The sequence below is a fragment of the Gilliamella sp. CG22 genome (genome assembly GCF_046635725.1).
Lineage (GTDB): Bacteria > Pseudomonadota > Gammaproteobacteria > Enterobacterales > Orbaceae > Gilliamella > Gilliamella apicola_I.
Map to the genome: position 1 here is coordinate 77,208 of NZ_JBIDFK010000002.1, position 25,407 is coordinate 102,614.

Annotated in this window: 21 protein-coding genes; 11 read left to right on the forward strand and 10 right to left on the reverse strand. The window is 36.0% G+C overall.

Translation table 11 applies throughout. The features are described 5' to 3' along the window. Positions 1–8 precede the first annotated feature (8 nt). The 6 genes from ACGH46_RS02075 to ACGH46_RS02100 are packed head-to-tail and all read left to right on the forward strand — an operon-like array spanning position 9 to position 5,538. Positions 9–1,295, forward strand: coding sequence for an ABC transporter permease (locus tag ACGH46_RS02075; RefSeq protein WP_411603847.1), 1,287 nt, complete (start codon positions 9–11; stop codon positions 1,293–1,295). 16 nt (positions 1,296–1,311) lie between these two features. Further along, on the forward strand, positions 1,312–2,451 hold the full coding sequence (locus tag ACGH46_RS02080; protein WP_411603849.1) for an ABC transporter permease: 1,140 nt from the start codon (positions 1,312–1,314) through the stop codon (positions 2,449–2,451). 9 nt (positions 2,452–2,460) lie between these two features. Beyond that, complete coding sequence (locus tag ACGH46_RS02085) at positions 2,461–3,120, forward strand: ABC transporter ATP-binding protein (RefSeq protein ID WP_411596940.1); 660 nt, start codon at positions 2,461–2,463, stop codon at positions 3,118–3,120. Positions 3,121–3,135: 15 nt separating this feature from the next. Then, entirely contained in the window at positions 3,136–3,609 is a 474-nt protein-coding gene (locus tag ACGH46_RS02090; RefSeq protein ID WP_267377917.1) for a DUF4418 family protein, read from the forward strand. Positions 3,610–3,658: 49 nt separating this feature from the next. Next, the gene (locus ACGH46_RS02095; protein WP_411596939.1) at positions 3,659–4,870 is read left to right on the forward strand and encodes an ABC transporter permease; all 1,212 of its coding nucleotides are present in this window, start codon (positions 3,659–3,661) and stop codon (positions 4,868–4,870) included. Then, the gene (locus ACGH46_RS02100) at positions 4,870–5,538 is read left to right on the forward strand and encodes an ABC transporter ATP-binding protein (RefSeq protein ID WP_411603852.1); all 669 of its coding nucleotides are present in this window, start codon (positions 4,870–4,872) and stop codon (positions 5,536–5,538) included. Before ACGH46_RS02095 ends, ACGH46_RS02100 begins: the two co-directional genes overlap by 1 nt. Positions 5,539–5,572: 34 nt before the next feature. Here the strand turns inward: ACGH46_RS02100 and ACGH46_RS02105 are convergent, their stop codons facing one another. Further along, a complete protein-coding gene (locus tag ACGH46_RS02105; protein ID WP_411603855.1) occupies positions 5,573–6,157 on the reverse strand; it encodes a Maf family protein in 585 nt (194 codons plus the stop codon). Positions 6,158–6,739: 582 nt separating this feature from the next. On the opposite strand from ACGH46_RS02105, the gene ACGH46_RS02110 reads away from it, so the two are divergent. Next, positions 6,740–7,168, forward strand: a complete 429-nt coding sequence (locus ACGH46_RS02110) for a universal stress protein (RefSeq protein WP_065559088.1) — start codon at positions 6,740–6,742, stop codon at positions 7,166–7,168. Positions 7,169–7,250: 82 nt separating this feature from the next. On the opposite strand, the gene rlmKL is transcribed toward ACGH46_RS02110, so the two are convergent. From rlmKL to ACGH46_RS02130, 4 genes are all read right to left on the reverse strand, one after another. After that, the gene (gene rlmKL, locus ACGH46_RS02115) at positions 7,251–9,371 is read right to left on the reverse strand and encodes a bifunctional 23S rRNA (guanine(2069)-N(7))-methyltransferase RlmK/23S rRNA (guanine(2445)-N(2))-methyltransferase RlmL (protein WP_411603857.1); all 2,121 of its coding nucleotides are present in this window, start codon (positions 9,369–9,371) and stop codon (positions 7,251–7,253) included. Positions 9,372–9,502: 131 nt separating this feature from the next. Continuing rightward, positions 9,503–10,054: an MltR family transcriptional regulator gene (locus ACGH46_RS02120; RefSeq protein ID WP_220215665.1), complete on the reverse strand. Its 552-nt coding sequence runs from the start codon at positions 10,052–10,054 to the stop codon at positions 9,503–9,505. Further along, positions 10,044–11,222, reverse strand: a complete 1,179-nt coding sequence (locus ACGH46_RS02125) for a mannitol-1-phosphate 5-dehydrogenase (RefSeq protein WP_411603860.1) — start codon at positions 11,220–11,222, stop codon at positions 10,044–10,046. The genes ACGH46_RS02120 and ACGH46_RS02125 overlap by 11 nt, the downstream gene beginning before the upstream one ends. 77 nt (positions 11,223–11,299) lie before the next feature. Continuing rightward, complete coding sequence (locus ACGH46_RS02130) at positions 11,300–13,195, reverse strand: PTS mannitol transporter subunit IICBA (protein ID WP_411603863.1); 1,896 nt, start codon at positions 13,193–13,195, stop codon at positions 11,300–11,302. Positions 13,196–13,592: 397 nt separating this feature from the next. On the opposite strand from ACGH46_RS02130, the gene ACGH46_RS02135 reads away from it, so the two are divergent. Next, positions 13,593–14,111 (forward strand): DUF4225 domain-containing protein, encoded by a 519-nt coding sequence (locus ACGH46_RS02135; RefSeq protein ID WP_411604142.1) that lies wholly within the window; start codon positions 13,593–13,595, stop codon positions 14,109–14,111. A gap of 519 nt (positions 14,112–14,630) precedes the next feature. Here the strand turns inward: ACGH46_RS02135 and ACGH46_RS02140 are convergent. The 3 genes from ACGH46_RS02140 to glmU all read right to left on the reverse strand — a co-directional run bounded on the left by ACGH46_RS02140 (position 14,631) and on the right by glmU (position 19,288). Beyond that, positions 14,631–15,515: a hypothetical protein gene (locus ACGH46_RS02140; RefSeq protein ID WP_411603866.1), complete on the reverse strand. Its 885-nt coding sequence runs from the start codon at positions 15,513–15,515 to the stop codon at positions 14,631–14,633. Positions 15,516–16,065: 550 nt separating this feature from the next. After that, positions 16,066–17,898, reverse strand: coding sequence for a glutamine--fructose-6-phosphate transaminase (isomerizing) (gene glmS / locus ACGH46_RS02145; RefSeq protein WP_411603869.1), 1,833 nt, complete (start codon positions 17,896–17,898; stop codon positions 16,066–16,068). A 13-nt stretch (positions 17,899–17,911) separates the two neighbouring features. Continuing rightward, complete coding sequence (gene glmU, locus ACGH46_RS02150) at positions 17,912–19,288, reverse strand: bifunctional UDP-N-acetylglucosamine diphosphorylase/glucosamine-1-phosphate N-acetyltransferase GlmU (protein WP_411603871.1); 1,377 nt, start codon at positions 19,286–19,288, stop codon at positions 17,912–17,914. A gap of 149 nt (positions 19,289–19,437) precedes the next feature. Here glmU and hemG point away from each other — a divergent pair, with 149 nt between their 5' ends. Then, positions 19,438–19,968: a menaquinone-dependent protoporphyrinogen IX dehydrogenase gene (hemG, locus tag ACGH46_RS02155; RefSeq protein WP_411604145.1), complete on the forward strand. Its 531-nt coding sequence runs from the start codon at positions 19,438–19,440 to the stop codon at positions 19,966–19,968. A 155-nt stretch (positions 19,969–20,123) separates the two neighbouring features. Further along, positions 20,124–21,950, forward strand: a complete 1,827-nt coding sequence (gene typA / locus ACGH46_RS02160) for a translational GTPase TypA (RefSeq protein ID WP_065559098.1) — start codon at positions 20,124–20,126, stop codon at positions 21,948–21,950. Positions 21,951–22,012: 62 nt separating this feature from the next. Here typA and ACGH46_RS02165 read toward each other — a convergent pair whose 3' ends face one another. Both ACGH46_RS02165 and ACGH46_RS02170 read right to left on the reverse strand, forming a co-directional pair. Continuing rightward, positions 22,013–22,435 (reverse strand): RnfABCDGE type electron transport complex subunit B, encoded by a 423-nt coding sequence (locus ACGH46_RS02165; protein ID WP_411596925.1) that lies wholly within the window; start codon positions 22,433–22,435, stop codon positions 22,013–22,015. After that, positions 22,435–24,135 (reverse strand): formate--tetrahydrofolate ligase, encoded by a 1,701-nt coding sequence (locus tag ACGH46_RS02170; protein WP_411603874.1) that lies wholly within the window; start codon positions 24,133–24,135, stop codon positions 22,435–22,437. Before ACGH46_RS02170 ends, ACGH46_RS02165 begins: the two co-directional genes overlap by 1 nt. Before the next feature lie 152 nt (positions 24,136–24,287). Here ACGH46_RS02170 and sohB point away from each other — a divergent pair, with 152 nt between their 5' ends. Further along, positions 24,288–25,397: a protease SohB gene (gene sohB, locus ACGH46_RS02175; RefSeq protein WP_267377952.1), complete on the forward strand. Its 1,110-nt coding sequence runs from the start codon at positions 24,288–24,290 to the stop codon at positions 25,395–25,397. Positions 25,398–25,407: the final 10 nt, after the last annotated feature.

Genomic DNA, 25,407 nt, shown 5'->3' on the forward strand with positions numbered 1-25,407 from the left:
AAGAAGATATGTTTCGCACAATGTTACTAAGCGTATTAGTTCGTCAAAAAAAGAAGCTGTTTTTGATAGCATTAACCGTTGCTTTAGGAGTATCGTTAGCAACCGCCATGTTGAATGTCATGTTTGATGTGGGTGATAAAGTGAATCAAGAACTTAAAGCCTATGGCGCTAATTTAAACATTGTGCCACGTGGAACGGCTTTGGTCAGTGAACTGTATCAAATTGATAATGATGAAAATCAAGCCACTATTAAATATATCAAGCAAGATGATTTAGTCAAAATTAAAATGATTTTCTGGGCATATAATATTGTTGATTTTGCCCCATATTTTACCACACAAGCAACCTTTAACGATAAACCAATTACTCTGGTCGGAACATGGTTTAATAAACATCTTAATATTCCAACGGGCGATGAAGTGGATACGGGGATGTTAGCGATGAAGTCATGGTGGACGATTGAAGGAAGCGCCATGCAAGATGATAACTTGCAAGGAGTGATGGTTGGCGAGACAGTCGCTAAACAGTGGAATTTAAAAATCGGTGATACTATTGAACTGATTTCGCCACACACTAAAAATACGATTACATTGACCATAAATAACATTTTTCATAGTGGCGGAATTGAGGATTCTCAACTGTATGTTTCTCTCCCTGTTGCGCAACACTTAGCCAATAAAGAAGGGCTTGTTGAACGGGTCGAAGTGAGTGCATTAACAACGCCAGAGAATGAATTGGCTCGTAAAGCAGCGCAAGATCCCAATAGCTTATCAAGAGCAGAATGGGATACTTGGTATTGTACAGCATATATCAGTTCGATCGCCTATCAAATAGAAGAGTTGATGCCAGATGTGCGAGTAAAAGCCATTATGCAAGTCGCCGAATCAGAGGGATCTATTTTACAAAAAACGCAGTTATTAATGCTTTTATTAACGGTTCTATCGTTAATTTGTTCAGCACTTGCTATTTCTAATTTAGTGACTGCTAATGTCATTGAGCGGAGTACTGAAATCGGACTTTTAAAGGCACTTGGCGCAACCAATAAAGCTGTTGCAATGCTAGTATTAACCGAGATTTTTATTATTGCATTATTAGGCGGAATTTTCGGCTATTTTATCGGTCTTGGCTTTGCACAGATTATTGGTCACACGGTATTTGGTTCTTTTATTGAGCCTAAAATGCTCATCATCCCATTGGTATTGATTATGGTGAGTTTTATTACGTTTATGGGAAGTTTACCGGCATTGCGTTTTATGATGTTTTTACGCCCAACTGATGTTTTACATGGACGGTAATTGAAAGGTCAAAATCATGATTAATAAAAATCAGCGCTTTATCATCAAAACAGTATTTAGCTCTCTTATTCGTCGCCGTTCACGTATTCTTATTGCTTTACTTGGTGTGGCAATAGGGGCAACAGTTTTACTTGGTATGATAACACTTTGTTATGATATTCCTCGCCAAATGGGAAAAGAGTTTCGCTCCTATGGCGCCAATATGTTGTTCTTGCCTGCTGATAATCAAATGATGACAATGGCAGATGTCTCACAAGCGGTAAGTTTATTACCCAAAGAAAAACTACTTGGCGTAACCCCGTTTCGTTATGAATCTATTCGCAGTAACCAACAGCCTTATATTATGGTCGGTACGGATTTTGAACAAGTGATTAAAACAAGTCCTTACTGGAAAATTGAAGGCGAACTACCTAAACGTTCCCATGAAATTTTAATCGGAACCGATATTGCAAACTTTGCCAAATTAACCATTGGTAGCACAATGCCGGTTTTAGGAAAAACCAAACAAAATTCTCGCTATAACGAAGAGTTAACAATTACGGGTGTTGTTAAAACAGGACGCACTGAAGACGGTTATATTTTTATTGGTTTACATGATTTAGATAAATTTTTGAAAGATAGCGATAAAGCCGAAGTGGTAGAAGTGAGTATTACAGCTACACAAGATGAGTTAAAACACTATATTGATAAAATAAAAGCAAACTCTTTAACGGTAGATCCTCATTTAATCAAATGGGTAACACAATCTGAATCCTCCGTATTGGGTAAACTGTCTTCCTTACTTTATTTAGTCACTTTGGTGGTACTAATACTGACCATGATCTGTGTTGCGACGACTATGATGACGGTTGTCATGGAGCGTCGAAAAGAAATTGGACTGAAAAAAGCCATTGGTGCAAATAACAAAAGTATCGCTAAAGAGTTTTTGGCAGAAGGGTTAATCTTAGGCATAACCGGTGGAATGATAGGCGTGGTGTGTGGACTGATTTTTGCACAGGTGATAAGTACTAATGTATTTGGTCGATCTATTGTAATTGAGTTTTATCTTATCCCAATAACAATTGTTATTTCAGCTATTGTGACAGTCATTGCGTGTTTAATTCCCGTAAAACGTGCGCTTGAAGTTGAGCCAGCGCTTGTGTTACGTGGCGAATAGGAAATAAGTATGAATATACTCGAAGTTAATAATGTCTCTAAAATTTATGGTTCACTGCATGCATTATCGGAAGTGAATTTAGCCGTGGAAGAAGGAAAATGGTTGTCCATAATGGGACCGTCAGGGAGTGGTAAAACCACATTGATGAACATTATCGGTTGTATGGATAAACCTTCAATTGGATCAGTAATTCTTGATGGTCAGGATATTACTCAACTCTCATTACCACAATTAACCGAAATTCGCCGAGATAAAATTGGATTAATATTTCAGCAGTTTCATTTAGTCTCTTATTTAACGGCACTCGAAAACGTGATGGTAGCGCAATATTATCATAGTATGGTTGACGAAAACGAAGCTTTGCAAGCATTAGAGCGGGTAGGGCTGGCAGCAAGAGCTAAGCATTTACCTCGCCAGTTGTCAGGTGGTGAACAACAACGTGTATGTATCGCTCGAGCCTTAATTAACTATCCAAAATTAATATTAGCTGACGAACCTACTGGCAATTTAGATGAAAGTAATGAAGCAATGGTAATGAACTTACTTCATCAACTACATGAAGAGGGCAGCACTATTATTGTTGTAACACATTCGGTTGAAGTTTCAAAACATGCACAAACCACGGTTGTTTTAGAGCATGGCAAAGTTGCCCGTGTGATTAATAATTAATAAGGCTTCAATGATATGAAAAATCGAATAATTTTATCACTATTTATTATGTTTCTTGGATTGATGATTATCCTATTTCCGTTGTATATTTTACCTGTCTGTCCACATCCCGATACCCTAATAAATACGGCTAACGACATACATAATCAGGTTGCTAATACCGGACATAGTCATACAGGAGCTGGTAAAATTATGAAGTGCTTTTGGACAGCCCGAGCCGAATTAGGTATCGGTGCTTTGATTATCGCCATTGGCACATTAATGTTACTAAGTCGGACAATGTTTGTTCGTCTTGGTTTAAGTATGGCGTTAGCTTGTATCTCACTTTTGGCCATCGCCATTCCGACTGTTTTAATTGGGGTATGCTCAAACGAGATGATGCGTTGTAATATGGGCGCTAAACCAGCTTTAGTTTTACTATCTGGTGTTTTATTTTTGGTGTCTTTAATTAATGTATTCTATTTGAATAAAATCGTTAAAAAAATTTGAGTGTGAATTATAAGAATATTAAAAAATAGTAGATAGATGGATTTAAAACATGCAAGAAACCCCAATAACTATTGCTAATTTAGCATGGCGAAATATACAGCGTAGACCTTTTCGTAGTTGTAGTTTAATTATCATTATCATGCTATTTTCGGCGACGTTGTTTGGTGGTAGTGTCTTAATGAAAAACCTGAGTTTAGGGATTTCGGGTATGGCCGATCGTCTAGGTGCGGATATCCTGATTGTCCCTTATGGCTATGAAAAAAATCTTGAAGTTGCATTATTGCGTGGAGAACCGAGTAGCTTTTATTTGAAAGTTGATTTAATGGAAAAAATCAAAAATATTAAAGGAATACAGTCCATTTCACCGCAACTTTTTATTGCTTCGCTAAACGCTGGATGTTGCAGTTCTAAAGTGCAATTAATTGGTTTTGATCAACATAGCGATTTTGTTATAAAACCTTGGTTGCAAACCCAGCTAACTAAACCATTAAACGATAATGAAGTCGTGGTCGGCGCAAAAATCACATCAAATATTGGGGATGAAATTATGTTTTATAATCATCCCTATAAAGTGGCAGCAAAAATGGATTCAACAGGTATGGGGTTTGACACCTCGGTATTTATGACCATGTCAGCGGCACAGTCTTTAATGAAAGAAGCAAAATTAATTGAAGGTGATGTCGATCATTTTGCCAATTATGCCTCGTCGATTTTTATCAAGGTTGATCCCGATTCTCAACCTAAAGATGTCGTCAATCAAATCATGCCCAAATATGCTATAGATTATAATATTGACTTTGTTATGACTAAAGGTATGTTAAGCAATATAGCTAAATATTTAAACAGCTTTTCGACCATTGTGTATAGTCTGTCTGCTACTTTCTGGATACTGGCTATTGCGGTGATCTTTATCATTTTTTCTTCGACATTAAATGAGCGTAAACGAGAAATTGGACTACTGCGTATTTTAGGCGCCTCACGTCGTGATATTGTCAGCATGTTACTACGTGAATCATTAATTATTAGTGCATTAGGCGCTATCGCTGGAATTGTCATTGCTGCGGTGTTGTTATATGCGTTTAGCTTATTGATTTGCCAGTCTATTGGTTTGCCATGTATGAGCATTTCACTGTTAGATGCATTAATCTATGCCACAATAGTGTTTATTCTTACTTTAATTATAGGGCCATTTTCATGTATCTACTCTGCGTTATCCATAACTAAATTTGATACTTATCGCACATTAAGAGAGGGTGAGTAATGTTGTTGGAGATTAAAAATTTACGCAAGGATTATCAACGAGGTAAGCAAGCTTTTTCAGCAGTAAATAACGTAAGTTTTACAATGAATAAAGATGAGTTTGTTTGCATAATGGGGAAATCAGGCAGTGGTAAGACAACTTTACTTAACATGATTGCCGGTTTACTTACGCCAACTCAAGGTAAAATCATACTTAATAAGACCAATTTATTTGAGCTGGATGATCAGCAAGTGTCTGCGTTCCGTAATCAACAAATTGGTTACATTCCACAAGGTAGCAGTTTATTGCCAAATTTAACAGTATTAGAAAATATTCGCTTACCTTTTTATTTAACCAAACGCCAAAATCAACAGTGTTTAAGTTATGCACAAAGCCTACTTGAAAAGGCGAAGGTCAGTTATCTGCAAGATGCTTATCCTGCTAATATGTCAGGCGGTGAAATGCGACGTGTTGCAATTTTACGCTCACTGATTTGCCAGCCTCAAATCATTATCGCAGACGAACCAACAAGTGATTTGGATGACGAAAGCGCCGCCGATATTATGCAACTTTTATCCGATATACATCATCAAGGTACTGCGTTATTAATTGTCACTCATGATAATGATGTGGCAAGTTATAGCCAAAAAATCATGAAAATGTCAGCGGGTCGATTGACCGATGAATAAAGATAAGTCAGTGTGTTACTTAGTGAACACTGACTTATGAGATCAAAAGCGGATTATATCCCATTGTTATCATAATTTTATTCAATTTTAATAAGGGTAAACCCACTAACGAATTGATATCCTCACCCTCTAATTTATCAAATAAAGTAATGCCGAGCTCATCACATTTGAAACTACCAGCACACTGTAATGGCATCTCTTTTAAAATATATGCGTCAATTTCAGCATCGGTTAACTGGCGAAAAGTAACTTTAAAAGGTTCACAAATTGTGGTGGATTGTCCATTGACGGTATTGATAACAGTCATACCAGTATAGAAATAAAACGCTTTACCACTGCTATTTCTTAATTGCATACGGGCGTTTTCGACAGTATGGGGTTTACAAACAATGTGATCATCTAAAACGCCTACTTGATCAGAACCAATAATTAAGCTATTTGGGTATTGAGCTACTAATGATTGGGCTTTAAGCTTTGCTAAACGCTCAACTAATTGTTTTGCAGATTCTCCTGGGAGTGGAGTTTCGTCACAAATAGGGGCCACGCACTCAAATGGAATGGCTAATTTTTCCAGTACTTTTTTTCGTGAAAGTGATGTGGATGCTAATATGATTTTCATGTTAAGTTATCTTCTAAAATCCAAGCTGAAGGAAGAGTATTAAACCCGATATGCTCCTTATAATCAATAGTCTTAGGGGTTGCGAATAATGTAATAAATTAATATTCATTGACATTTTGGGGATCTTCTTCTATTAATTGTTTACCTCTACGCTTTTTGTGATTGTTTACATCAATTGTAACATCGGCTGAATTGGTCTGGACAATAGATGATCTCAATTAGTCTCTTTTCCCCGATAAAGTAATCATAAAAATAACATTATCAAACATTGCTTGAAAGCGTAAAGTATCATCAATGATTCAGCGTTCACCTAAATTACATTTTTGAGATAACTTTATTGCTTACGATAAATTGATTTAGATCACCACGGTAAACCATTTTAACGATTAGGAACAAGATTGATGCCATAGTACCTAACATTTAGTTTTATCGAAAACAAGTTAAAACAGTAGTAAGTATCTACAAGCTTATTTATCGAAAAAACATTAGCGAATAAATTTAAAACTAGTATGATTATTTTCACTAACTCTATTTTTTAACATAAAAGATATGTTATCAGATGTTATTTGCGAGGTACTTATTATGTATAAAAAAATTCTAGTTCCGATTGATATTCTTGAAGATAATCTAACCAAAAAAGTGATTCCACATTTGGAATGTTTAGCCAAATTATCGAATGCAGACGTTATTTTTTTCCACGTTTTACCTATTGCATCCGCTATAGTAAATGCTTATTCATTTGGTTTTGATGAATTTAAAGATAAGGCAACGGTGCAAACAGAACAAGCATTTCACCGGTTACTCGATACCATCAATCTTCCGCGCGAAAATTTATCTTTTTCGATTGCATTTGGTAATCCACGTGACGAAATTTTATCAATAGCAAACGAAATCAAGCCAGACTTAATTATTTTAGGATCCAGACGTCCTAATATCACGACTCACCTGCTTGGATCGAATGCGTCAGGTGTTGTTCGTGGCGCACAAACCTCGGTTTTAGTGGTGCGCTAAAAAATTAAAAAAACAGTTAATTTAAGCAAATAGCAAAACAGACACTAAGGGATTAAGCAAACCCTCGTAAGAGGGTTTGTAATTATAGATGTTTGACAATAAAACAACAATGAATCTGTTTATTGCGTTTAAAGTCTAATGAGAGTGTTTTATTAGTGATTTCTTGAAAGGTTAAGCCCAATTTTTGCATACCGTGGGCATCCATTTTAAAACCTCGTTTATTATTCGAAAAGACAATAACGCCATTTGGTCTTAATAATCGTTTTAGATCGCTCATTAACTTAAGATGATCACGTTGAACATCAAATGTCTCATTCATGCGTTTAGAATTTGAAAATGTCGGGGGATCGATAAAAATGAGATCAAACTGTTCATTGCATTGTGCAAGATAGAGCAAACAATCAGCTTGAATTAAGCGATGTTTTTTACCCGTTAAACCATTTTGTTTTAAATTGCGATCTGCCCATTCCAGATAGGTACGTGACATATCCACGGTGGTGGTTGATTTTGCATTGCCCAACCCTGCGTAAACGGTGGCCGTTCCTGTGTAAGCAAACAGATTAAGAAAATCTTTATTATCACTCATTTCACCTATCATTTTACGTGCCAAGCGATGATCTAAAAATAGGCCTGTATCTAAATAATCAGTCACATTTACCCAAAATTGGGTTTTACGGTGATTGATGGGGTATTCATGCACTAAAAAATAATCCTGCTTTTGAGCAAGTTTTTGATATTGTTGTTTACCTTTTTGCTTTTCCCGAGTTTTTAAGATCAGTTGATCGGCTGTTAATTCTAATACAGACATAGTCGCATTAATGATATCAAATAGCCGTTGCCGTGTTTTTTGAGGATCAATATTTTTGGGCGCTGCATATTCTTGCACGACAACTTTGTCTTTGTAACGGTCAATGGCAACATTATATTCAGGCAGGTCAGCATCATAAAGACGATAACATTCCAATTGCTCTTGAGTAGCCCATTTTTCCAGTTTTTGCTTATTTTTACGTAATCGATTCGCAAAATCCGCTGCCGGTAAATTAGGATTAGAAACCGGTAGCGTGTTATCACGTTTGGCGATGACATAATTTTTTTGCACACAATCCAGTGGGCCATTTTTTGCCTTAAATTGCTTATCTGCACGCATTTGTAAGCAATCTAATAGTTGTGGGGCTCCACTAAACAGTGATAGGCGCCAACCACCAAAATGTTGTTTAATAAGTTGACCTAACGCAGTATGTAAGGCAATGAGTGCAGGTTCACTTTCTAAACGCTCACCGTAAGGCGGATTGCTGATAATCATGCCTGATGATTCGGATGAAAGTGGATTGATTAATTGAGTTACATCTTGTTTGGCAAAACTAATATAATCGCTCACGCCTGCATAATGTGCATTTTGTTGTGCACGTTCCAACACTATTGCATTATTATCATAACCAATAAAAACGCCTTTGGGGTGGCAAATATTCTGTTTTGCTCTTAATAGCAGATCATTCCAAAGTGTAGGATTAAACCCTTTCCATGCTAAAAAGCCCCATTGTTTTCGATGAAATCCTGGTGGGATTTTAGCTGCAATCATGGCTGCTTCAATTAACAATGTACCCGAACCACACATAGGGTCAAGTAGCGGTTCATCAATTTGCCAGCCTGATCGTAAAATAATTGCTGTCGCTAAACTCTCTTTTAGTGGTGCTTGACCTGTTTGTTGACGATAACCACGTTGATGCAGGCTCTCTCCACTTAAATCAAGGGATAGCGTAACACGATTTTTATGAAGATAAGCATGAATTCGAATATCGGGATCGTGTTTTGCAACATTAGGACGTGTATTTGTTTGTCGGACAAAATGATCGACAATTGCATCCTTGATTTTCAATGCACCATATTGACTATTACGGATAAAATCATTTACCCCGACAAAATTGATGACAAATGAATTATCGACGGCAAAAATATCAGTCCATTTTAGATTAAAAACGCAAGAATAGAGATCCAAATCACTATATATATCAAATTCAGCAAGCGGTAATAGAATGCGTGATGCTAAACGAGACCATAATAAAGACTGATATAACGTTGTTTCATCGGCATCATAATAGACACCACCTTGAGTAACTTTACAATTGATCGAGCCTAACTCTTCTAACTCTTTCTTAAGTAACTCCTCAAGTCCGCGCGAGGTGCTGGCAAATAACGTTTTCATGAATAACCCAATTTACAATAAAATGGTGGCATTATACCGACTAAATGAAAGAGTAGGAAATAAAGCCGATCATTACCGCTAACTTTACCCACTTAAAATAATTTTTACGTTAAAAAGTCGGTAATAGACAGTTAATCATGATCTTTATGTTTAGGTTTATTACTAATTCGAAGTATAAGATCGGTGATCGCAATAATCAGTGCTGAACGGATCATTTGCTGATAACGATTTTGTAAAATGGATGATTTAAAATTATCGACAATCCCGAGTTCGGCAACTTGATCTTGTTGTAACACCCAATTTTGTGGTAACACCATATCATGTAATAAGCTTATCGGTCCAAGAATCTCGTCATCACTATAATGATAGTGTTTATCACTAAGATCCAGCTCATCTAAAATGGCAATAAGTAATTCGATATCTTCATAATCTGCACGGCTTAAAATGCCCAAAGCAAAAAGCAATTTTAAACAAACAGATGTATCATTTAAAGGCCCATTTTTACCAATAAGTGAAGGAATCACAAATTTAATGGCATGGGGTTCCTTACAAAAAATGTTGAGAATCAACCGATTCACACTTTTGTTGATCAGTTTAATGGCGACAGTCAGCAAACTGTGAATATCAGTTTGCTGATTGAGTTTTTCTAGTATTTTATCTTCTTGTAGCCTTTTATCCGACATCTTTTAATAAAAATTGATGATTTTGCATTGCAGTATAAAGTTCTTCGATTGGTTGAACAACTGGATTATGACTATCAATGCCCGAAATTTGACAAAAAGTGGGTATCACTCCATGATTAACAATCTGTTTTGCTAATTGCACTGCTTGTTCATCATCATTATTCCGATAGTTAAGGGCAGCAGCAATACCAATCAATAAATTACAATTGTTAATCTGATATTCAAATGTGCCAAGTAGCGGTTTTATGAGACGATCACTTGCTCCTAATTTTCGTATGGGTTGACGTCCAACTCTGGCGGTATCATCGTGTAAATAGGGATTTTCAAAACGGGATAAAATCTTTTCGATATATGCCATGTGTTTTTGATCATCAAAATTATAGCGATGAATCAATACTTGCCCACTTTCTTCCATTGCTCCACGAACAATAAAACGAATTTGATCATTCAATATTGCATCACGAATAGTTGCGAAATTGTAGTAAAAGCCCAAATAGGCCGTAATGGCATGCCCGGTATTGAGCGTAAATAATTTACGTTCAACAAAAGCCATAAGATTATCGACAGGCTCCATACCGGCTATATTCGGAATAGTGCCAATAAATTGTTTTTTATCGACAATCCATTCTGAAAAGGTTTCAACTGTTACGGCTAATATATCACCTGATGGTGATAGGGTCGGTGGCACAATGCGATCGACTGCGGAATCAACAAAACCAATATGAGTTTCTACCCATTGATGTAAGGTTTCAGGTAATAGTGCAAAGATTGCTTGCTTAAATTGAGTGGTACCACGAACCATGTTTTCACAGGCAATAATATTTAGCGGCGCTTGATTATCGTGTTGATATCTTTTCAAAATACCTTGAGCAACAATTGGGGCAATCTTATTCAATACTTGTGGACCAACAGCGGTTGTAATTAAATCAACCGTTGCAATGTGGTGGCAAATGTAAGGTGATGTACTGTTAATGGCATCGACGTGATAGACTATCTCAGTACTTGCTTCTTCTCCAACTACATTGACCGAATATTGATGACGATGTGCCAATTCATCAATAATTTGCTGATTGACATCAGCAAAAGTGACGTGAAATCCTGCATCAGATAATAATTTACCAATAAAACCGCGTCCAATATTACCCGCGCCAAAGTGTAATGCTTTCATAATTTATACCTTATATCTTGTGAGTTTCAATAATGTTCGAGTTTTCTTACCTAAACGTAAGGCGTACAAAAACAGCATTAGCCTAATAAGGCTAAAACCTCTTTCACGCTGTGAGTTGTTGTGAGTTTTGTAATGGTATTGGGGTTATCGAGAGCGTTGGTCAGCTTTGCAATCACGTCCAAATGTTCGTTGTTACGTGCAGCTATCCCAATAACAATTTTGGCGTAATCCTCTTTGTTATCACCGAACTGAACACCTGAGGGGTATTGGCAAAATACGATACCTGTATTAATTACACTGTTTTTAGATTCAATAGTGCCATGAGGGACAGCGATAAATTCACCTAAATAGGTTGAAGTCAATTTTTCACGTTCTAGCATCGATTCAATGTAGGCAGGGTCAACATAGCCATTTTCTACTAATTTTTGACCGGCAAAACGGATTGCTTCTTCTTTTGTTTTGGCGGTTAAATTTAAAAAAATATTTTTGTCGGTTAATTGGAAGAGAGGGGAATTATCGGAAGTTTGGGGGGCATTTTTTGTCGTTATCTTTTGTTCAATTCCTAATGCCTGGTTAAGTTGGTCGACTAATTGACTGTATAACTCACTATCTAAAAAGTTAGTTAACGAAATATGCCAAGCATTGGGGGCATACTGTCTGGCTCGGTGCGTTAAATCTTGATGCGTAATGACGATATCTACATCATCGGGCAGATCATTAATGGCTAGATTGCTAACATTGATTGCCAAGTTGGCATTTTCAATCTTCTTGCGTAAAACACCGGCACCCATTGCACTTGAGCCCATGCCTGCATCGCAAGCCACGATTATTTTTTTGACTTTAGTTAGATCAAACGTTTCATTTTTTCTTCCTTTAGCCTCATCTTTCATGCTTGAGAGACTTAATTTGGCATCATCAAGACTTTTAGACGATGTTTTGGTTGTTTTTAATAAAATCACTGACATAACAAAAGAGACAGCCGTCGCCGCCATGACCGAAAGCGTTACGCCAAGATAGGAACCTTTTGCCATACTCATTACAGCAAAAATCGAACCGGGCGAAGCTGGAGCTGTTAAACCTGCATGAAAAACTGTTAACGTGAATATTCCGGTCATTCCGCCCATAATAACGGCAATAATCAAGCGGGGATTCATTAACACATAGGGAAAGTAAATCTCATGAATTCCGCCAAAAAAATGAATGATCGCAGCACCACTAGCCGATCCTTTTGCGGCACCCTTACCAAAAAACATATAGGCCAGTAAAAGCCCTAAACCGGGACCCGGATTGGCTTCAATTAAAAAGAAAATCGATTTACCGGTTTCTGCTACTTGTGTCACACCCAATGAGGTAAAGACACCATGATTAATGGCATTGTTGAGGAACAAAACTTTAGCCGGTTCGACCAAAATAGAGGTGAGTGGCAATAATCCATGATCAACCATAAATTGGACGGCGATAATCAATATATTGGTTAACCAAGCCACAGCTGGACCAATAGCAAAATAAGCAATTAGTGCAAGCATCATACCAAGAATGCCAGCTGAAAAGTTATTGACTAACATCTCAAAACCACTTTTAACTTTACCATCTATTAAGCGATCAAATTGCTTGATCATAAAGCCGCCTAAAGGACCAGCTATCATTGCGCCTAAAAACATTGGTATAGATGACCCGACAATTACGCCAATAGTCGTAATCGCACCAACAACGGCGCCACGGTCGTTATACATGAGTTTACCGCCGGTATAACCAATTAATAGTGGCAGTAAATAAGTGATCATCGGCCCAATAAACGATGTTGATACACGTTCATTTGGAAACCAACCTCCAGCACTGGGATCCCTTGCATTGTATAAAAAAATAGCGGTGATCAACCCCCATGCGATAAATGCGCCAATATTTGGCATAACCATATTGCTTAAAAAACGCCCAAAATTTTGGACTTTAACTTTTATGTTTGAACGACTCATTTTCGTTACCTTCCTTATTGATTGATGTCATTGAATTAACACTATTTTAGATACGTTCATGGCGTGGATTCATTAGAAAAAGTCAGTAAACGTGATCAAGATCACGTTGCAAAAGGAGGGGTATTTTTAAAATTTGTGATATAAATCACATTTTAATAGTGATGAATTAAAAATATTCAAAAGCAGCAGGAAAAAAATCTGAAAAATTTTGAAAAAACAGTATGTAATATTTTTAATTGATAATTTAAAACGATAACAAAAATGATTTTCAAAAAGACTGATTATAGTTGATCATGGTTATATGTAATCGGTTTAAAATATAACCAATAATAAAAAAAGAAATTTTAAATCATAAAGTTAATTAAATTATTTGCCTTGATAATATCGTTTAATATTTATAAAATCATCACGATCAAAATTTGCTCAAGTGTTGGGTGTGTCTAAATATGTTGGTTCGCTTGCTTATGATTTCGTCGATTTGGGCATTTCAGTTCATGGTAAACTAAAATTAGAACCTAAATTAGATAAAACATTAAAAATCAATGAATTTAATCCAGTAAATAAAGAAGTTTTTAAATTATATTATTATGGTGTTCAGGATTTGCAAAGAGCATTCAAAAGGATGAGTGGAAAATGGCTAACGGTTGAGATAGTGAGTGATGCTATATCTCTAACTGACATTGTAGATGAAGCTAAAAATATTTTCTTTAAAAATAAAGAGACTGATGAACCTGCATTATATATTCCTCAACCAGAAAATATTAATAATGTAGGTGAAATAATCCATTCATGTAATTTTGTTATGGCAGACAATTCGGATCCTAATAAAAGTTCGGGTTATTACAAATGTATCACACCAGACGGTTCAACATATCCTATATATTCCGATGAAAATAATGAAGAGGTTAATGAATAAACGTGGTGTTTTTAAATTATTTTTTATTTTATTTGTATTCTTTTCTCGGAATTATTATTTCTTTTCAATTTAGAAAATATACCGTTAATGATTATCGATATAATGCTAAGTTAATATGGAAGAGGCGTATCAGTCTAATTTATAGCTATATTGTCACTATTTCTCATGGTTTTTTATTATCTAAAGGGGGAGATATTTCCAAGTATAATTCAGATTATAATTTTTTAATATGGTCAACATTTGTATTGTTTTTTATTGATTTTTTTGCGATATGGTGGGTTGAATACCCTAAAGAATTTAACAAAAAGAAAAAATGGAAATAAATCTTTATATTTTTTGCTTGTCATGCTTTCTAATTTAATTTTTAACTTATTTAATTTTTTCCATTTTTACTATAAATTTAGTTATGATGGAGTTTTTTTATTTAATGCCCATTTTATTGTTTTAAATTGGTTCTTGTTTCATATATTGCATATGTTGATAGAGTAGTAAGTTTAAATACTGTAAATTTACGATATATTATTCTTCCGGTTGAGGTTTTATCCACATTTTCTGATTTTTAAAATCAATCTTAACGATATAACTATATAAAAAATCATTGCCAAGTATGCCATCAGCAGGCAAATCATCAGTTAACCCATCAAGTACTATAAAATCATCTTTGAAATTAGGAATATCGACAAAAGATAGTTCCGTAATATAAAAAGGAAACTCCTTTAATTTTATTAATTCTTTGTTATTAGAAAGTTTTTTAGAACTAATTATATTTTTTCCTGCACCAGTATCGAATATTAATGCATAACTTTTGACATCATCAGTAGCATTTAATATTAAATGTCCTTTTGAACCTTTAGTGAAAGGTATTTCTAACCAATCGTTTTCAATTTGTTTTGTAAAATTATCAGATAAAATGAGTTTGTTACTTATGATATCAAAAGTAACGACTTTATTTACAAAAAAGCCTAAACCAGCTACTGCAACATGTTGATAATCAAAATGTTGCTCTTTTTTTGCTTTTTTCTCTCCAGTATTTATATCTAAAATAGCTCCCCAAGGTTTATACTCTTCAATTTCTAATTTTTCATAAAATAAATTATTAATTTTAACGTTTCGTAACATAAATTGACGAGAATATTGGATGTTGCCTAGTATATCAGTACGCTTTCGTTTATCATCTTTTTCAACTTTATCTTCAATTTTATTAATAATATCTATTGGTAAATTTAAGACCTCTGTAGTTCCTGTATCTAGTATACATGTAAGTTCTTCATCAAGATCATTAATTTTTAATGCTATAAATAGTAGACCTTGCTCATCTTCATCTAAGAACCATTCTAATTCTTGGGATTGTGATAAAAATGGAATTATTGCAAAAAAAACTATACTTAATAATATTTTTTTCATTTTAACTGTTCTATAATTTGTATGACAAAAAATTATGCAGTAAAAGTTTATATTACTGCATAAATATTAGTGAAACTCAGTTAGAATTTACCATGACGTGCAGATACTAATATCATAATGCCACTTATCTATACCTTTTTCCCCTTGAAATTTGATAACCATCTTTAATGACTCCTCGACGACTACCGTTAACTAAATTTATCTCATTTTTCGGTAAGGTCATTTATTTGAGACCCATTGAGTTTAGGGGTGTATAGCATTTTTTTTATATGAATAACAGTTTCTTATAATTAATGCGTAAAGAAAATGTTAACAAAGTAAAATAAATGCTAAGTTATTAAATTTTTAAAGTCAACGAAAATTTAAATTATTCGTTAATTATAGGTAAAAATTTAATTTTCAATCGTGGGAATAATTATTTGAATTAATCAATTTTTACTTAACCCAATCAGTCTAAGGATAATATTGGGTTATTTAAACTCGTTAAAAAAGAGGCTTGTCTGATAGGTCAATTTAAAATTTAAGACTGTTAGATAATATATTTAAAAAGCTATTCAACAGTCACCGATTTTGCCAAATTACGAGGTTGATCAACGTCTGTACCTTTTATTAAAGCCACATGATAGGCTAATAATTGTGTCGGTACGGTGTAGTAGATAGGTGCCGTTAACTCTTCAATATAAGGCAGGTTAAGGATATGCATTGTATCATCGCTTATAAATCCTGCATCTTGTTCGGCAAAAACATAAAGTTGACCGCCCCGAGCCCGAACTTCTTCAATATTTGATTTTAGCTTTTCTAGCATGTCGTTTGTGGGCGCCATCACGATGACGGGCATATCGGCATCAATAAGTGCTAAAGGCCCATGTTTCAGTTCACCTGCGGCATAGGCTTCTGCATGGATATAAGAGATCTCTTTTAATTTTAATGATGCTTCCATGGCAATCGGGTATTGCTCGCCACGCCCTAAAAAGAGCGCATGATGTTTATTAACAAATTGTTCGGCCAGTTTTTTGATTTTCGGTTCCGCAATGAGTACTTGTTCAATACGATTGGGCAAGGTTTGAAGAGCATGGACAATTGCTTGTTCCGTACTTTGAGCCATCTGATTTAATCGACCTAATTTTGCAACAAGTAGTAGTAATACAGTCAATTGAGTGGTAAATGCTTTCGTTGAAGCTACACCAATTTCAACCCCTGCTTTGGTTAATAATACCAGTTCGGCTTCACGTACTAACGTTGAAGCAGCGACATTACATATGGCTAAGGTGCTTAAATAGTGATTTTCTTTTGCTAACCTTAATGCGGCAAGTGTATCAGCGGTTTCACCCGATTGAGATAGTGAAATAAATAAACTATTTTTACGCTTAGCAGGTTTACGATAGCGAAATTCTGAGGCTATTTCAACATCACAAGGAATCCCTGCTAATGCTTCAAACCAATAGCGAGCAACCATACCAGCATTATACGCGGTACCGCAAGCAACAATTTGGATATGCTCAACTTGCTTAAGTATCGTGTTAGATTGTTCGCCTAATTCGGATAAATTGACTTTGCCATGCTGTATACGACCTTCCAATGTATTTTTAATTGCATTAGGTTGTTCGTATATCTCTTTTTGCATGTAATGGTTATAGCCTGTTTTACTTCCTGCATCATATTTAACATCAGAGGTGACAAATGGGCGCTTAACTTGATTGTTATTTTTATCAAATATAGAAACGGTTTTGTGTGTAATCAGTGCAATATCACCTTCTTCTAAATAGATAAACTGATTGGTCACGGGTAATAAAGCAAGTTGATCTGAGGCAATAAAATGCTCAGCGATACCACAACCAATTACTAACGGGCTACCGGAACGAGCCGCCACAAGTTGGTCAGGATTTCGTATGTCCATAATTACGGTACCATAAGCTCCTCGTAGTAATGGTATGGCTTTTTTTACCGCATTAATTAATGAACAATTATCAGTTGAAATAATATCGTGAACTAAGTGGGAAATAACTTCCGTATCTGTTTCTGAGCGAAATTGATAGCCTTTAGCAATCAACTTTTCACGGAGTGGTTCATAGTTTTCAATAATACCATTATTAACAACGGCAATATAATCGGAAATATGGGGATGCGCATTGAGTTCTGTCGGTTCACCATGTGTAGCCCAACGTGTATGCGCAATGCCTATCGAGCCTTTTAATGGTTTGCTATCAAGTGCTTCTTTCAGTTTATTGACTTTTCCAACTCGCCTTACTCTTTGTAATTTACCTTGAGGCGATATAATGGCAAGACCAGCCGAATCATAACCCCGATACTCTAATCGTTTTAAGCCTTCTAACAGAATTTCTGCTACATCACGGTTAGCAATGGCACCGACAATTCCACACACAGTTTACTCCTCGCTATTTTGATTTTGTAGGTCGCTTCCAGCCACTAATTTGTCTTTGTTTAACACGGCTTACCACAAGTTCATTGTCCCCCACGTTGTTAGTAACCGTTGTTCCTGCTGCAATGGTTGCGCCTTTACCAATTTTCACTGGGGCAATTAACTGTGTATCAGAGCCAACAAAGACATCGTCTTCAATAATGGTTTCAAATTTGTTTGCACCATCATAATTACAAGTGATAGTGCCTGCACCGATATTAACGTTACTCCCTATTTCACTATCTCCAAGGTAACTTAAATGCCCCGCTTTACTGGCTTTGCCTAAATGGGCTTTTTTAAGTTCAACAAAGTTGCCGACATGTGCTTTTTCATCGAGTTTTGAGCCAGGTCGTAATCGAGCAAAAGGCCCTATCGTACATTGTTCTGCAATGATTGAATCTTCAATTATGCTATAAGGACTAATTTCACTATTATCGCCAATGATGCAGTTTTTTAAGATACATCCAGCACCGATAAAGACGTTATTCCCTAATTTGACATTGCCATTGATGATGACGTTACAATCAATGGTGACATCCATACCATGTGAAAGTATACCTCGTAAGTCAAATCGCTCGGGATCAAGTAGAGTCACGCCAGCGTTAAGTAAACGTTTTGCTTGTTGCTGTTGATAGTGGCGCTCTAGTGTGGCCAATTGTAGACGATTATTGACTCCCTCAACTTCAAATTGTTCAATAGGGTGAGCAGTAATAATGTCATATCCATCTTGATAAGCAAAATTGATAATATCAGTCAGATAGTACTCTTTTTGTGCATTATGATTTGTTAAACGAGATAACCAGTTTTTCAATAGTTTTCCTGTTACGATCATAATACCCGTATTAATTTCATTAATTTTTTGCTGTTCTGACGTGGCATCTTTTTGTTCAACAATGGCGGTCACTTTGCCATCTTTACGCTCAATACGTCCATAGCCAGTTGGATCATCCAGTTTAACGGTTAACAGTGCAATACCTTGTTTGGGTTTATTGTTAATTAAAGTTTGCAATGTTTGAACCGATATAAGTGGCGTATCACCATATAAAATCAAAATATCTTCTTCATCTTGAATATAAGGTATGGCTTGCTGGACTGCGTGTCCTGTTCCGAGTTGCTCAGCTTGAAAAACAAGATTTACGGATTGATTTTCCAGTGCCTTTTCAAGCTGATCTTTGCCATGTCCATAGATAATATTGATATAATGGGGATTAAGTTGTTGAACAGTATCAATAACATGTTGTAACATCGGTTTATCGCCGATTTTGTGTAAAACTTTAGGAAGGTTGGAATACATCCGTGTGCCTTTTCCTGCCGCCAAAATAATTGCACTCAGTTTTGGAGGTGAAATCGTCATATTCAGTTCCGGTCTGGTTAAATTAGCTTAATACTATAATCAAAGTTTTGCATGAAATCATCCCGAATTTGTTAATTTTTATCATAAAAAAAGTAATATTGATAATTAGTCGATATTTAAAATAAAGAGGCAATGTTATGACCACTGCTATTAAAGTCTTGTTACTTTATACTACGCACGAAAAACAAACACTCAAAATTATGGAGCGAATAAAAAATCGTTTGGGTCACAAGTGTGATTGTGACGTGATTGAGTTATTACCGGATACCAAAATCGATTTAACACCCTATCAAGCAGTGCTTCTTGGAAGTTCAATTCGTTATGGTTTTTACAGTAAAATAATGAAAAAATTTATTGATGCTCATTATCAGCAATTAAATCAAATAAAGTCTGGATTTTTTGGGGTGAATATGGTGGCAAGAAAGCTCAATAAAAATACCCCTGAAACCAATTTATATACCAGAAAGTTTTTAGCTAAAATATTATGGAAACCGACCATCAAAGCTGTCTTTGCCGGGGCACTTTATTATCCACAATATAATTGGTTTGACCGTAATATGATCCGTTTTATTATGTGGCTTGGAAAAGGTGATACCGATGTAAGTAAACCCATGATTGAATATACAGATTGGTCAAAAGTAGAAGAGTTTGCTGATCAGTTTTATGCCGAAGTGTGTTAATAATCTAATTTTTTGTAATATAATTTAAAAATTCTAAATGGTTATCAATTTATTGCACTCTTTTAAAGAAACTTTATGATATAGATCAACATTTGGATCAAAAAGGTGTACAATATTGCGCCTAAAGAATCTGTCTCCTAATTGGGATTTTAATTGTGATTGAAAATTTAAGAAACATAGCCATTATTGCTCACGTTGACCATGGTAAAACAACTTTGGTTGATAAATTGTTGAAACAGTCAGGTACGCTTGATAATTTGCGTGGTGACGATAACGAGCGAATAATGGATTCAAATGCGCTTGAAAAAGAGCGTGGTATTACCATTTTAGCTAAAAACACAGCGATTGACTGGAATGGTTACCGTATAAATATTGTTGACACCCCAGGACATGCTGATTTTGGTGGTGAAGTTGAACGTGTTATGTCTATGGTGGATTCTGTGCTATTGCTGGTTGATGCAATGGACGGCCCAATGCCACAAACACGTTTTGTGACACAAAAAGCGTTTGCTCATGGTTTAAAACCAATCGTTGTTATTAATAAAGTTGACCGTCCGGGTGCGCGTCCTGATTGGGTTGTCGATCAAGTGTTTGACTTGTTTGTCAATTTAGGTGCGACTGATGAACAATTAGATTTTCCGATTGTTTATGCTTCAGCTTTAATGGGAATCGCAGGGCTTGACCATGAAAATATGGCTGAAGATATGACGCCATTATTCGAAGCGATTGTAAAATATGTTGAGCCACCGAAAGTTGATTTAGACGGCCCATTCCAAATGCAAATTTCACAACTTGATTATAATAATTATGTTGGCGTTATAGGCATTGGTCGCATTAAACGAGGTCGTGTAAAACCAAATCAACAAGTCACTATTATTGATAGTGAAGGGAATAAACGAACGGGTAAAGTAGGGCAAGTTTTAGGTCATTTAGGCTTGCAACGTTATGAAGCAGAAGTTGCTGAAGCTGGTGATATTATTGCTTTAACCGGATTAGGTGAGTTAGGTATTTCTGATACGATTTGTGATAATAGTTGTGTTGAAGCTTTACCTGCTTTAAGTGTTGATGAACCAACTGTAACGATGTTCTTTAATGTCAACAGTTCACCTTTTGCCGGTAAAGAAGGTAAATATGTCACTTCACGTCAAATTTTGGAACGTTTAAGAAAAGAACTCGTGCATAATGTTGCGCTTCGTGTAGAAGAAACGCCAGATCCGGATGCATTTAGAGTATCTGGTCGAGGTGAATTGCATTTATCTGTATTAATCGAAAATATGCGTCGTGAAGGTTATGAATTAGGAGTATCACGCCCTAAAGTTATTTATCGTGACATTGACGGTAAAAAGCAAGAACCATTTGAACAAGTGACGCTTGATATCGAAGAGCAACATCAAGGTTCAGTGATGGAAGCACTTGGTTTACGTAAAGGTGATTTAACCAATATGTTACCTGATGGTAAAGGACGTGTACGTTTAGATTATGTGATTCCAAGCCGTGGTCTTATCGGTTTTAGAACTGAATTTATGACAATGACCTCGGGTACCGGTTTACTTTATTCTACATTCAGTCATTATGATGATGTGCGTCCGGGTGAAATTGGACAACGTAATAACGGGGTAATGATTTCGAACGGTACGGGTAAAGCATTAGCGTATGCGCTTTATAGCTTGCAAGATCGTGGTAAATTATTCTTAGGTCATGGTGCTGAAGTTTATGAAGGTCAAATTATTGGTATTCATACTCGATCAAATGATTTAACGGTTAACTGTTTAACAGGAAAAAAATTAACCAATATGCGTGCGTCAGGTACTGATGAAGCGACAACACTTTCACCACCTGTTAAGATGTCATTAGAACAAGCATTAGAGTTTATTGATGATGATGAATTAGTCGAAGTTACACCATTATCGATTCGTATTCGTAAACGTCATTTAACTGAAAATGATCGTAAACGAGCATTCAGAAGTGGCAATAAAGACTAATACATGTTTGATGTTAACCGAATGAATAATTGGTTGGCATAGAGTCTTAAATAAAAACCTCGCTACTTAGCGAGGTTTTTTTTGGCTTTTACTCTGGCAATCGCATCAGCAATTGACTGTTTACGATCGGTTTGATTGACCGATTTTTGAGTATTACTTGTTGGCACAGTGCGAGGAAATAATATTGTCGGTGGAACTAACTGATTGTGATTGAGCCGTTGCTGTTTTTTCTGCGTTAACTGTAACTCTTCTGCGTCACTTAGTCTCACGCCTAAAGTGCTTAAAGTAATACAGTCCGTTGGGCAGGTATTAATACAATTACTACATGCGGTACATAATTGTGGCAAAATGGAATGTAAAACTTGTTTACTGCCAACAATTGCATCGGTTGGACAAACGCGAATACATTTGCCACAGCCAATACAGTTTTGTTCATCTATAAATGCTTTATATTGTTGTTTGGTTTGCATAATCACTTCTTGCATTAGCTTAAACCTATAATATTACCATCTTTGTCAATATCAATTTGCCTATATGCTGGATTGGTACCAAGTCCAGGCATGGTCATGACGTTTCCTGCATAAACTCGAATAAAACCAGCACCAGCGGATATGGCTAGATGACTGATATCGACATCAAAGTTAGTAGGGACATTTTTTAAGTTGGCATCAGCACTAATTGACATAGGAGTTTTAGCAATACAAAGTGGCAGATGATCCAGTTTCAATGCTTCGATCTCTTTAATGTTTTCCAATGCTTTAGCGGATAAGTTTGCTTTATTAGCACCATATTTTTTTACAATAGTTTGAATCTTATCAATCAATGGCATGTTATCTGGGTAGGGCAATTGAATTTTACTCGGCATAGCGCAAGCTTTGATAACATGCTCAGCCAGTTTTTCAGCACCTTTACCACCTTGTGTAAAGACTTCACTAATTTCACACGCCAATGCGCCATGTTCAACCGCGTATTTTTGTAAGAAAGCAAGTTCTTTTTCGCTATCATGTGGAAAGCGATTTATAGCTACAATGACTTGTAAACCATAACTTTTGGCATTATTAATATGCCATGCCAAGTTAGCTGCACCAATTTCAAGTAATTCAACATTAGATTCCGATATCTCTTTTGGAATGGGTTGACCCGGTTTAATGTTATATTTACCACTGTTAGATTTTAAACTTCGTACAGTCGCTACCAATACAACACAATCGGCTTTGATTCCTGCTTGGCGATATTTGATATTGAAGAATTTTTCCATCCCCATATCCGATCCAAATCCTGCTTCAGTCACCACATAGTCAGCAAGTTTTAATGCAATGCGATCCGCAATAACAGAAGAGTTACCATGCGCAATATTAGCAAAAGGCCCGGCATGAATTAAAACCGGTGTATTTTCGACAGTTTGCATCAGATTTGGGTTAATGGCATTTTTAAGTAATACTGTCATTGCACCTGCAACTTCAAGTTGCTCAGCCGTTATTGGTTCGCCATTAGTATTATAAGCTAAAATAATACGTCCAATGCGTTCACGCATATCTTGTAAATCCGAAGCTAAAGCTAAAATTGCCATAAGCTCAGAAGCAGCGGTAATTTCAAATCCATCTTGACGTTCAACGCCATTTACACCGCCACCGACGCCAACAGTAATTTTACGTAATGCTCGATCGTTATGATCAATGACGCGTTTCCAAACAATGCGATGAATATCAATATTTAAACGAGGTAATCCCGTTTCGTTTGTGAATTCATCACCAAGACGATCTTCGTGATAAAGTCGTGAATCTAATGCTGCCGATGCTAAATCATGCGCTGCTGTTATCGCATGGATGTCACCCGTTAAATGTAAATTTAATGTCTCCATCGGTAATACTTCGGCTTGCCCACCACCGGCTGCGCCACCTTTTACACCAAATACCGGTCCAAGACTGGGTTGACGAATGCAAGCAATCGCTTTTTTGCCTAAGTAATTCAATCCTTCACTTAGCCCAATGGTATTGACCGTTTTACCTTCTCCAAGGGGAGTTGGCGTTATAGCAGTAACAAGTACCAATTTGCCTGTTGTTTTGTTTTGATTTTCTTTGATAATGGATAAATCGATCTTGGCTACATGTTTACCATAAGGAAGGACAAATTCTTCAGGTATATTACAGTGATTGGCAATTTCGGTAATTGGGCGTAAAGACATATTCGTTCTCATATAACAATAAATTGGGCTAACAGTATAAATAATTTGAATTGCCGAATAAAGCGACAATTTTTATCTTTGTTGATTTTCGGCACAATCCTCAATTATATTGTTATAATAAATAAAATATTCAATCAAAGGATAATTATTAAATGAATTGGTTTTCAGTATATTCTCTTTTCTTAGCTGAAACAGCTACTGTTGTTGTTGCAATTTTAGCCGTGCTGATCTTCATATTAAGTCAGCGTCGCAAATCGGCAACGATTGCTGGTCGCTTATCGGTAAAAGATGTCAGTCAAGAGTATGAACAAGTTAAAGATGAAATGTTAATGTCGAGCATGGACGAGCTCGAAGCTAAGCAGTTTATGAAAGATCTCAAAAAACAGAAAAAGCTTGAGAAGAAACAGGCAAAATTAGCCGCTAAACAAAAAAAGAAACAGGAAAAAGCGGGCGAACAGCCTAAAGCTGGGCTCACCGAAGATTCGCCAGATTCACAGACCATTAACCAAACGGACGAAAAGACCAAACCCAAACTATTTGTGTTATCTTTTAATGGTAGTATGGATGCGCACGAAGTTGAAGAATTACGTCAAGAAATTACGGCGGTATTAGCGATTATTAAACCTGAAGATGAAGTCGTGATTAAACTTGAAAGTCCTGGTGGTGTTGTACATGGTTATGGATTAGCTGCGTCACAATTATTACGTTTCAGAACTCGTAATATTCCTTTTACTGCTGTCGTTGATAAAGTGGCCGCAAGTGGTGGATATATGATGGCATGTACTGCCAATAAAATTGTTGCAGCACCTTTTGCTATCGTTGGTTCGATTGGTGTGGTTGCTCAGATTCCTAACTTTAATCGCTTACTTAAAAAGCATGATGTGGATATTGAGTTACAAACAGCAGGTGAGTATAAACGGACGTTAACTATGTTTGGTGAAAACACTGATGAAGGTCGCCAAAAATTCAAACAAGAACTTGAAGAAACTCATCTGTTATTTAAAGATTTTGTTAAAGAGTATCGTCCCAATATCGATATCGATCAAGTGGCAACGGGTGAACACTGGTTTGCAACACAAGCGAAAGATAAAGGCTTGGTGGATGAAATCAGTACCAGTGATGATTTTATTTTATCTCACTTGGATTCGCATAAGATTATTTCTGTCAGTTATCAACGTAGACAAAAACTTTCTGAGAAAATTTCAAAAAATGTGGTAAAAAGCGTTGAAAGATTGTTTTTCAGGCAAGGAAATGGCCTGTAATGCCCTTTTT

What these genes read in the sequence shown, in the direction of transcription:
- ACGH46_RS02120 (WP_220215665.1), bottom strand. Translation starts at nt 10,054, where the DNA reads ATGTCGGATAAAAGGCTACAAGAAGATAAAATACTAGAAAAACTCAAT.
- ACGH46_RS02090 (WP_267377917.1), top strand. Translation starts at nt 3,136, where the DNA reads ATGAAAAATCGAATAATTTTATCACTATTTATTATGTTTCTTGGATTG.
- ACGH46_RS02110 (WP_065559088.1), top strand. Translation starts at nt 6,740, where the DNA reads ATGTATAAAAAAATTCTAGTTCCGATTGATATTCTTGAAGATAATCTA.
- ACGH46_RS02080 (WP_411603849.1), top strand. Translation starts at nt 1,312, where the DNA reads ATGATTAATAAAAATCAGCGCTTTATCATCAAAACAGTATTTAGCTCT.
- ACGH46_RS02130 (WP_411603863.1), bottom strand. Translation starts at nt 13,195, where the DNA reads ATGAGTCGTTCAAACATAAAAGTTAAAGTCCAAAATTTTGGGCGTTTT.
- ACGH46_RS02085 (WP_411596940.1), top strand. Translation starts at nt 2,461, where the DNA reads ATGAATATACTCGAAGTTAATAATGTCTCTAAAATTTATGGTTCACTG.
- ACGH46_RS02075 (WP_411603847.1), top strand. Translation starts at nt 9, where the DNA reads ATGTTTCGCACAATGTTACTAAGCGTATTAGTTCGTCAAAAAAAGAAG.
- rlmKL (WP_411603857.1), bottom strand. Translation starts at nt 9,371, where the DNA reads ATGAAAACGTTATTTGCCAGCACCTCGCGCGGACTTGAGGAGTTACTT.
- glmU (WP_411603871.1), bottom strand. Translation starts at nt 19,288, where the DNA reads ATGACGATTTCACCTCCAAAACTGAGTGCAATTATTTTGGCGGCAGGA.
- ACGH46_RS02140 (WP_411603866.1), bottom strand. Translation starts at nt 15,515, where the DNA reads ATGAAAAAAATATTATTAAGTATAGTTTTTTTTGCAATAATTCCATTT.
- sohB (WP_267377952.1), top strand. Translation starts at nt 24,288, where the DNA reads ATGAATTGGTTTTCAGTATATTCTCTTTTCTTAGCTGAAACAGCTACT.
- ACGH46_RS02100 (WP_411603852.1), top strand. Translation starts at nt 4,870, where the DNA reads ATGTTGTTGGAGATTAAAAATTTACGCAAGGATTATCAACGAGGTAAG.
- ACGH46_RS02165 (WP_411596925.1), bottom strand. Translation starts at nt 22,435, where the DNA reads ATGCAAGAAGTGATTATGCAAACCAAACAACAATATAAAGCATTTATA.
- ACGH46_RS02170 (WP_411603874.1), bottom strand. Translation starts at nt 24,135, where the DNA reads ATGTCTTTACGCCCAATTACCGAAATTGCCAATCACTGTAATATACCT.
- ACGH46_RS02095 (WP_411596939.1), top strand. Translation starts at nt 3,659, where the DNA reads ATGCAAGAAACCCCAATAACTATTGCTAATTTAGCATGGCGAAATATA.
- ACGH46_RS02125 (WP_411603860.1), bottom strand. Translation starts at nt 11,222, where the DNA reads ATGAAAGCATTACACTTTGGCGCGGGTAATATTGGACGCGGTTTTATT.
- ACGH46_RS02105 (WP_411603855.1), bottom strand. Translation starts at nt 6,157, where the DNA reads ATGAAAATCATATTAGCATCCACATCACTTTCACGAAAAAAAGTACTG.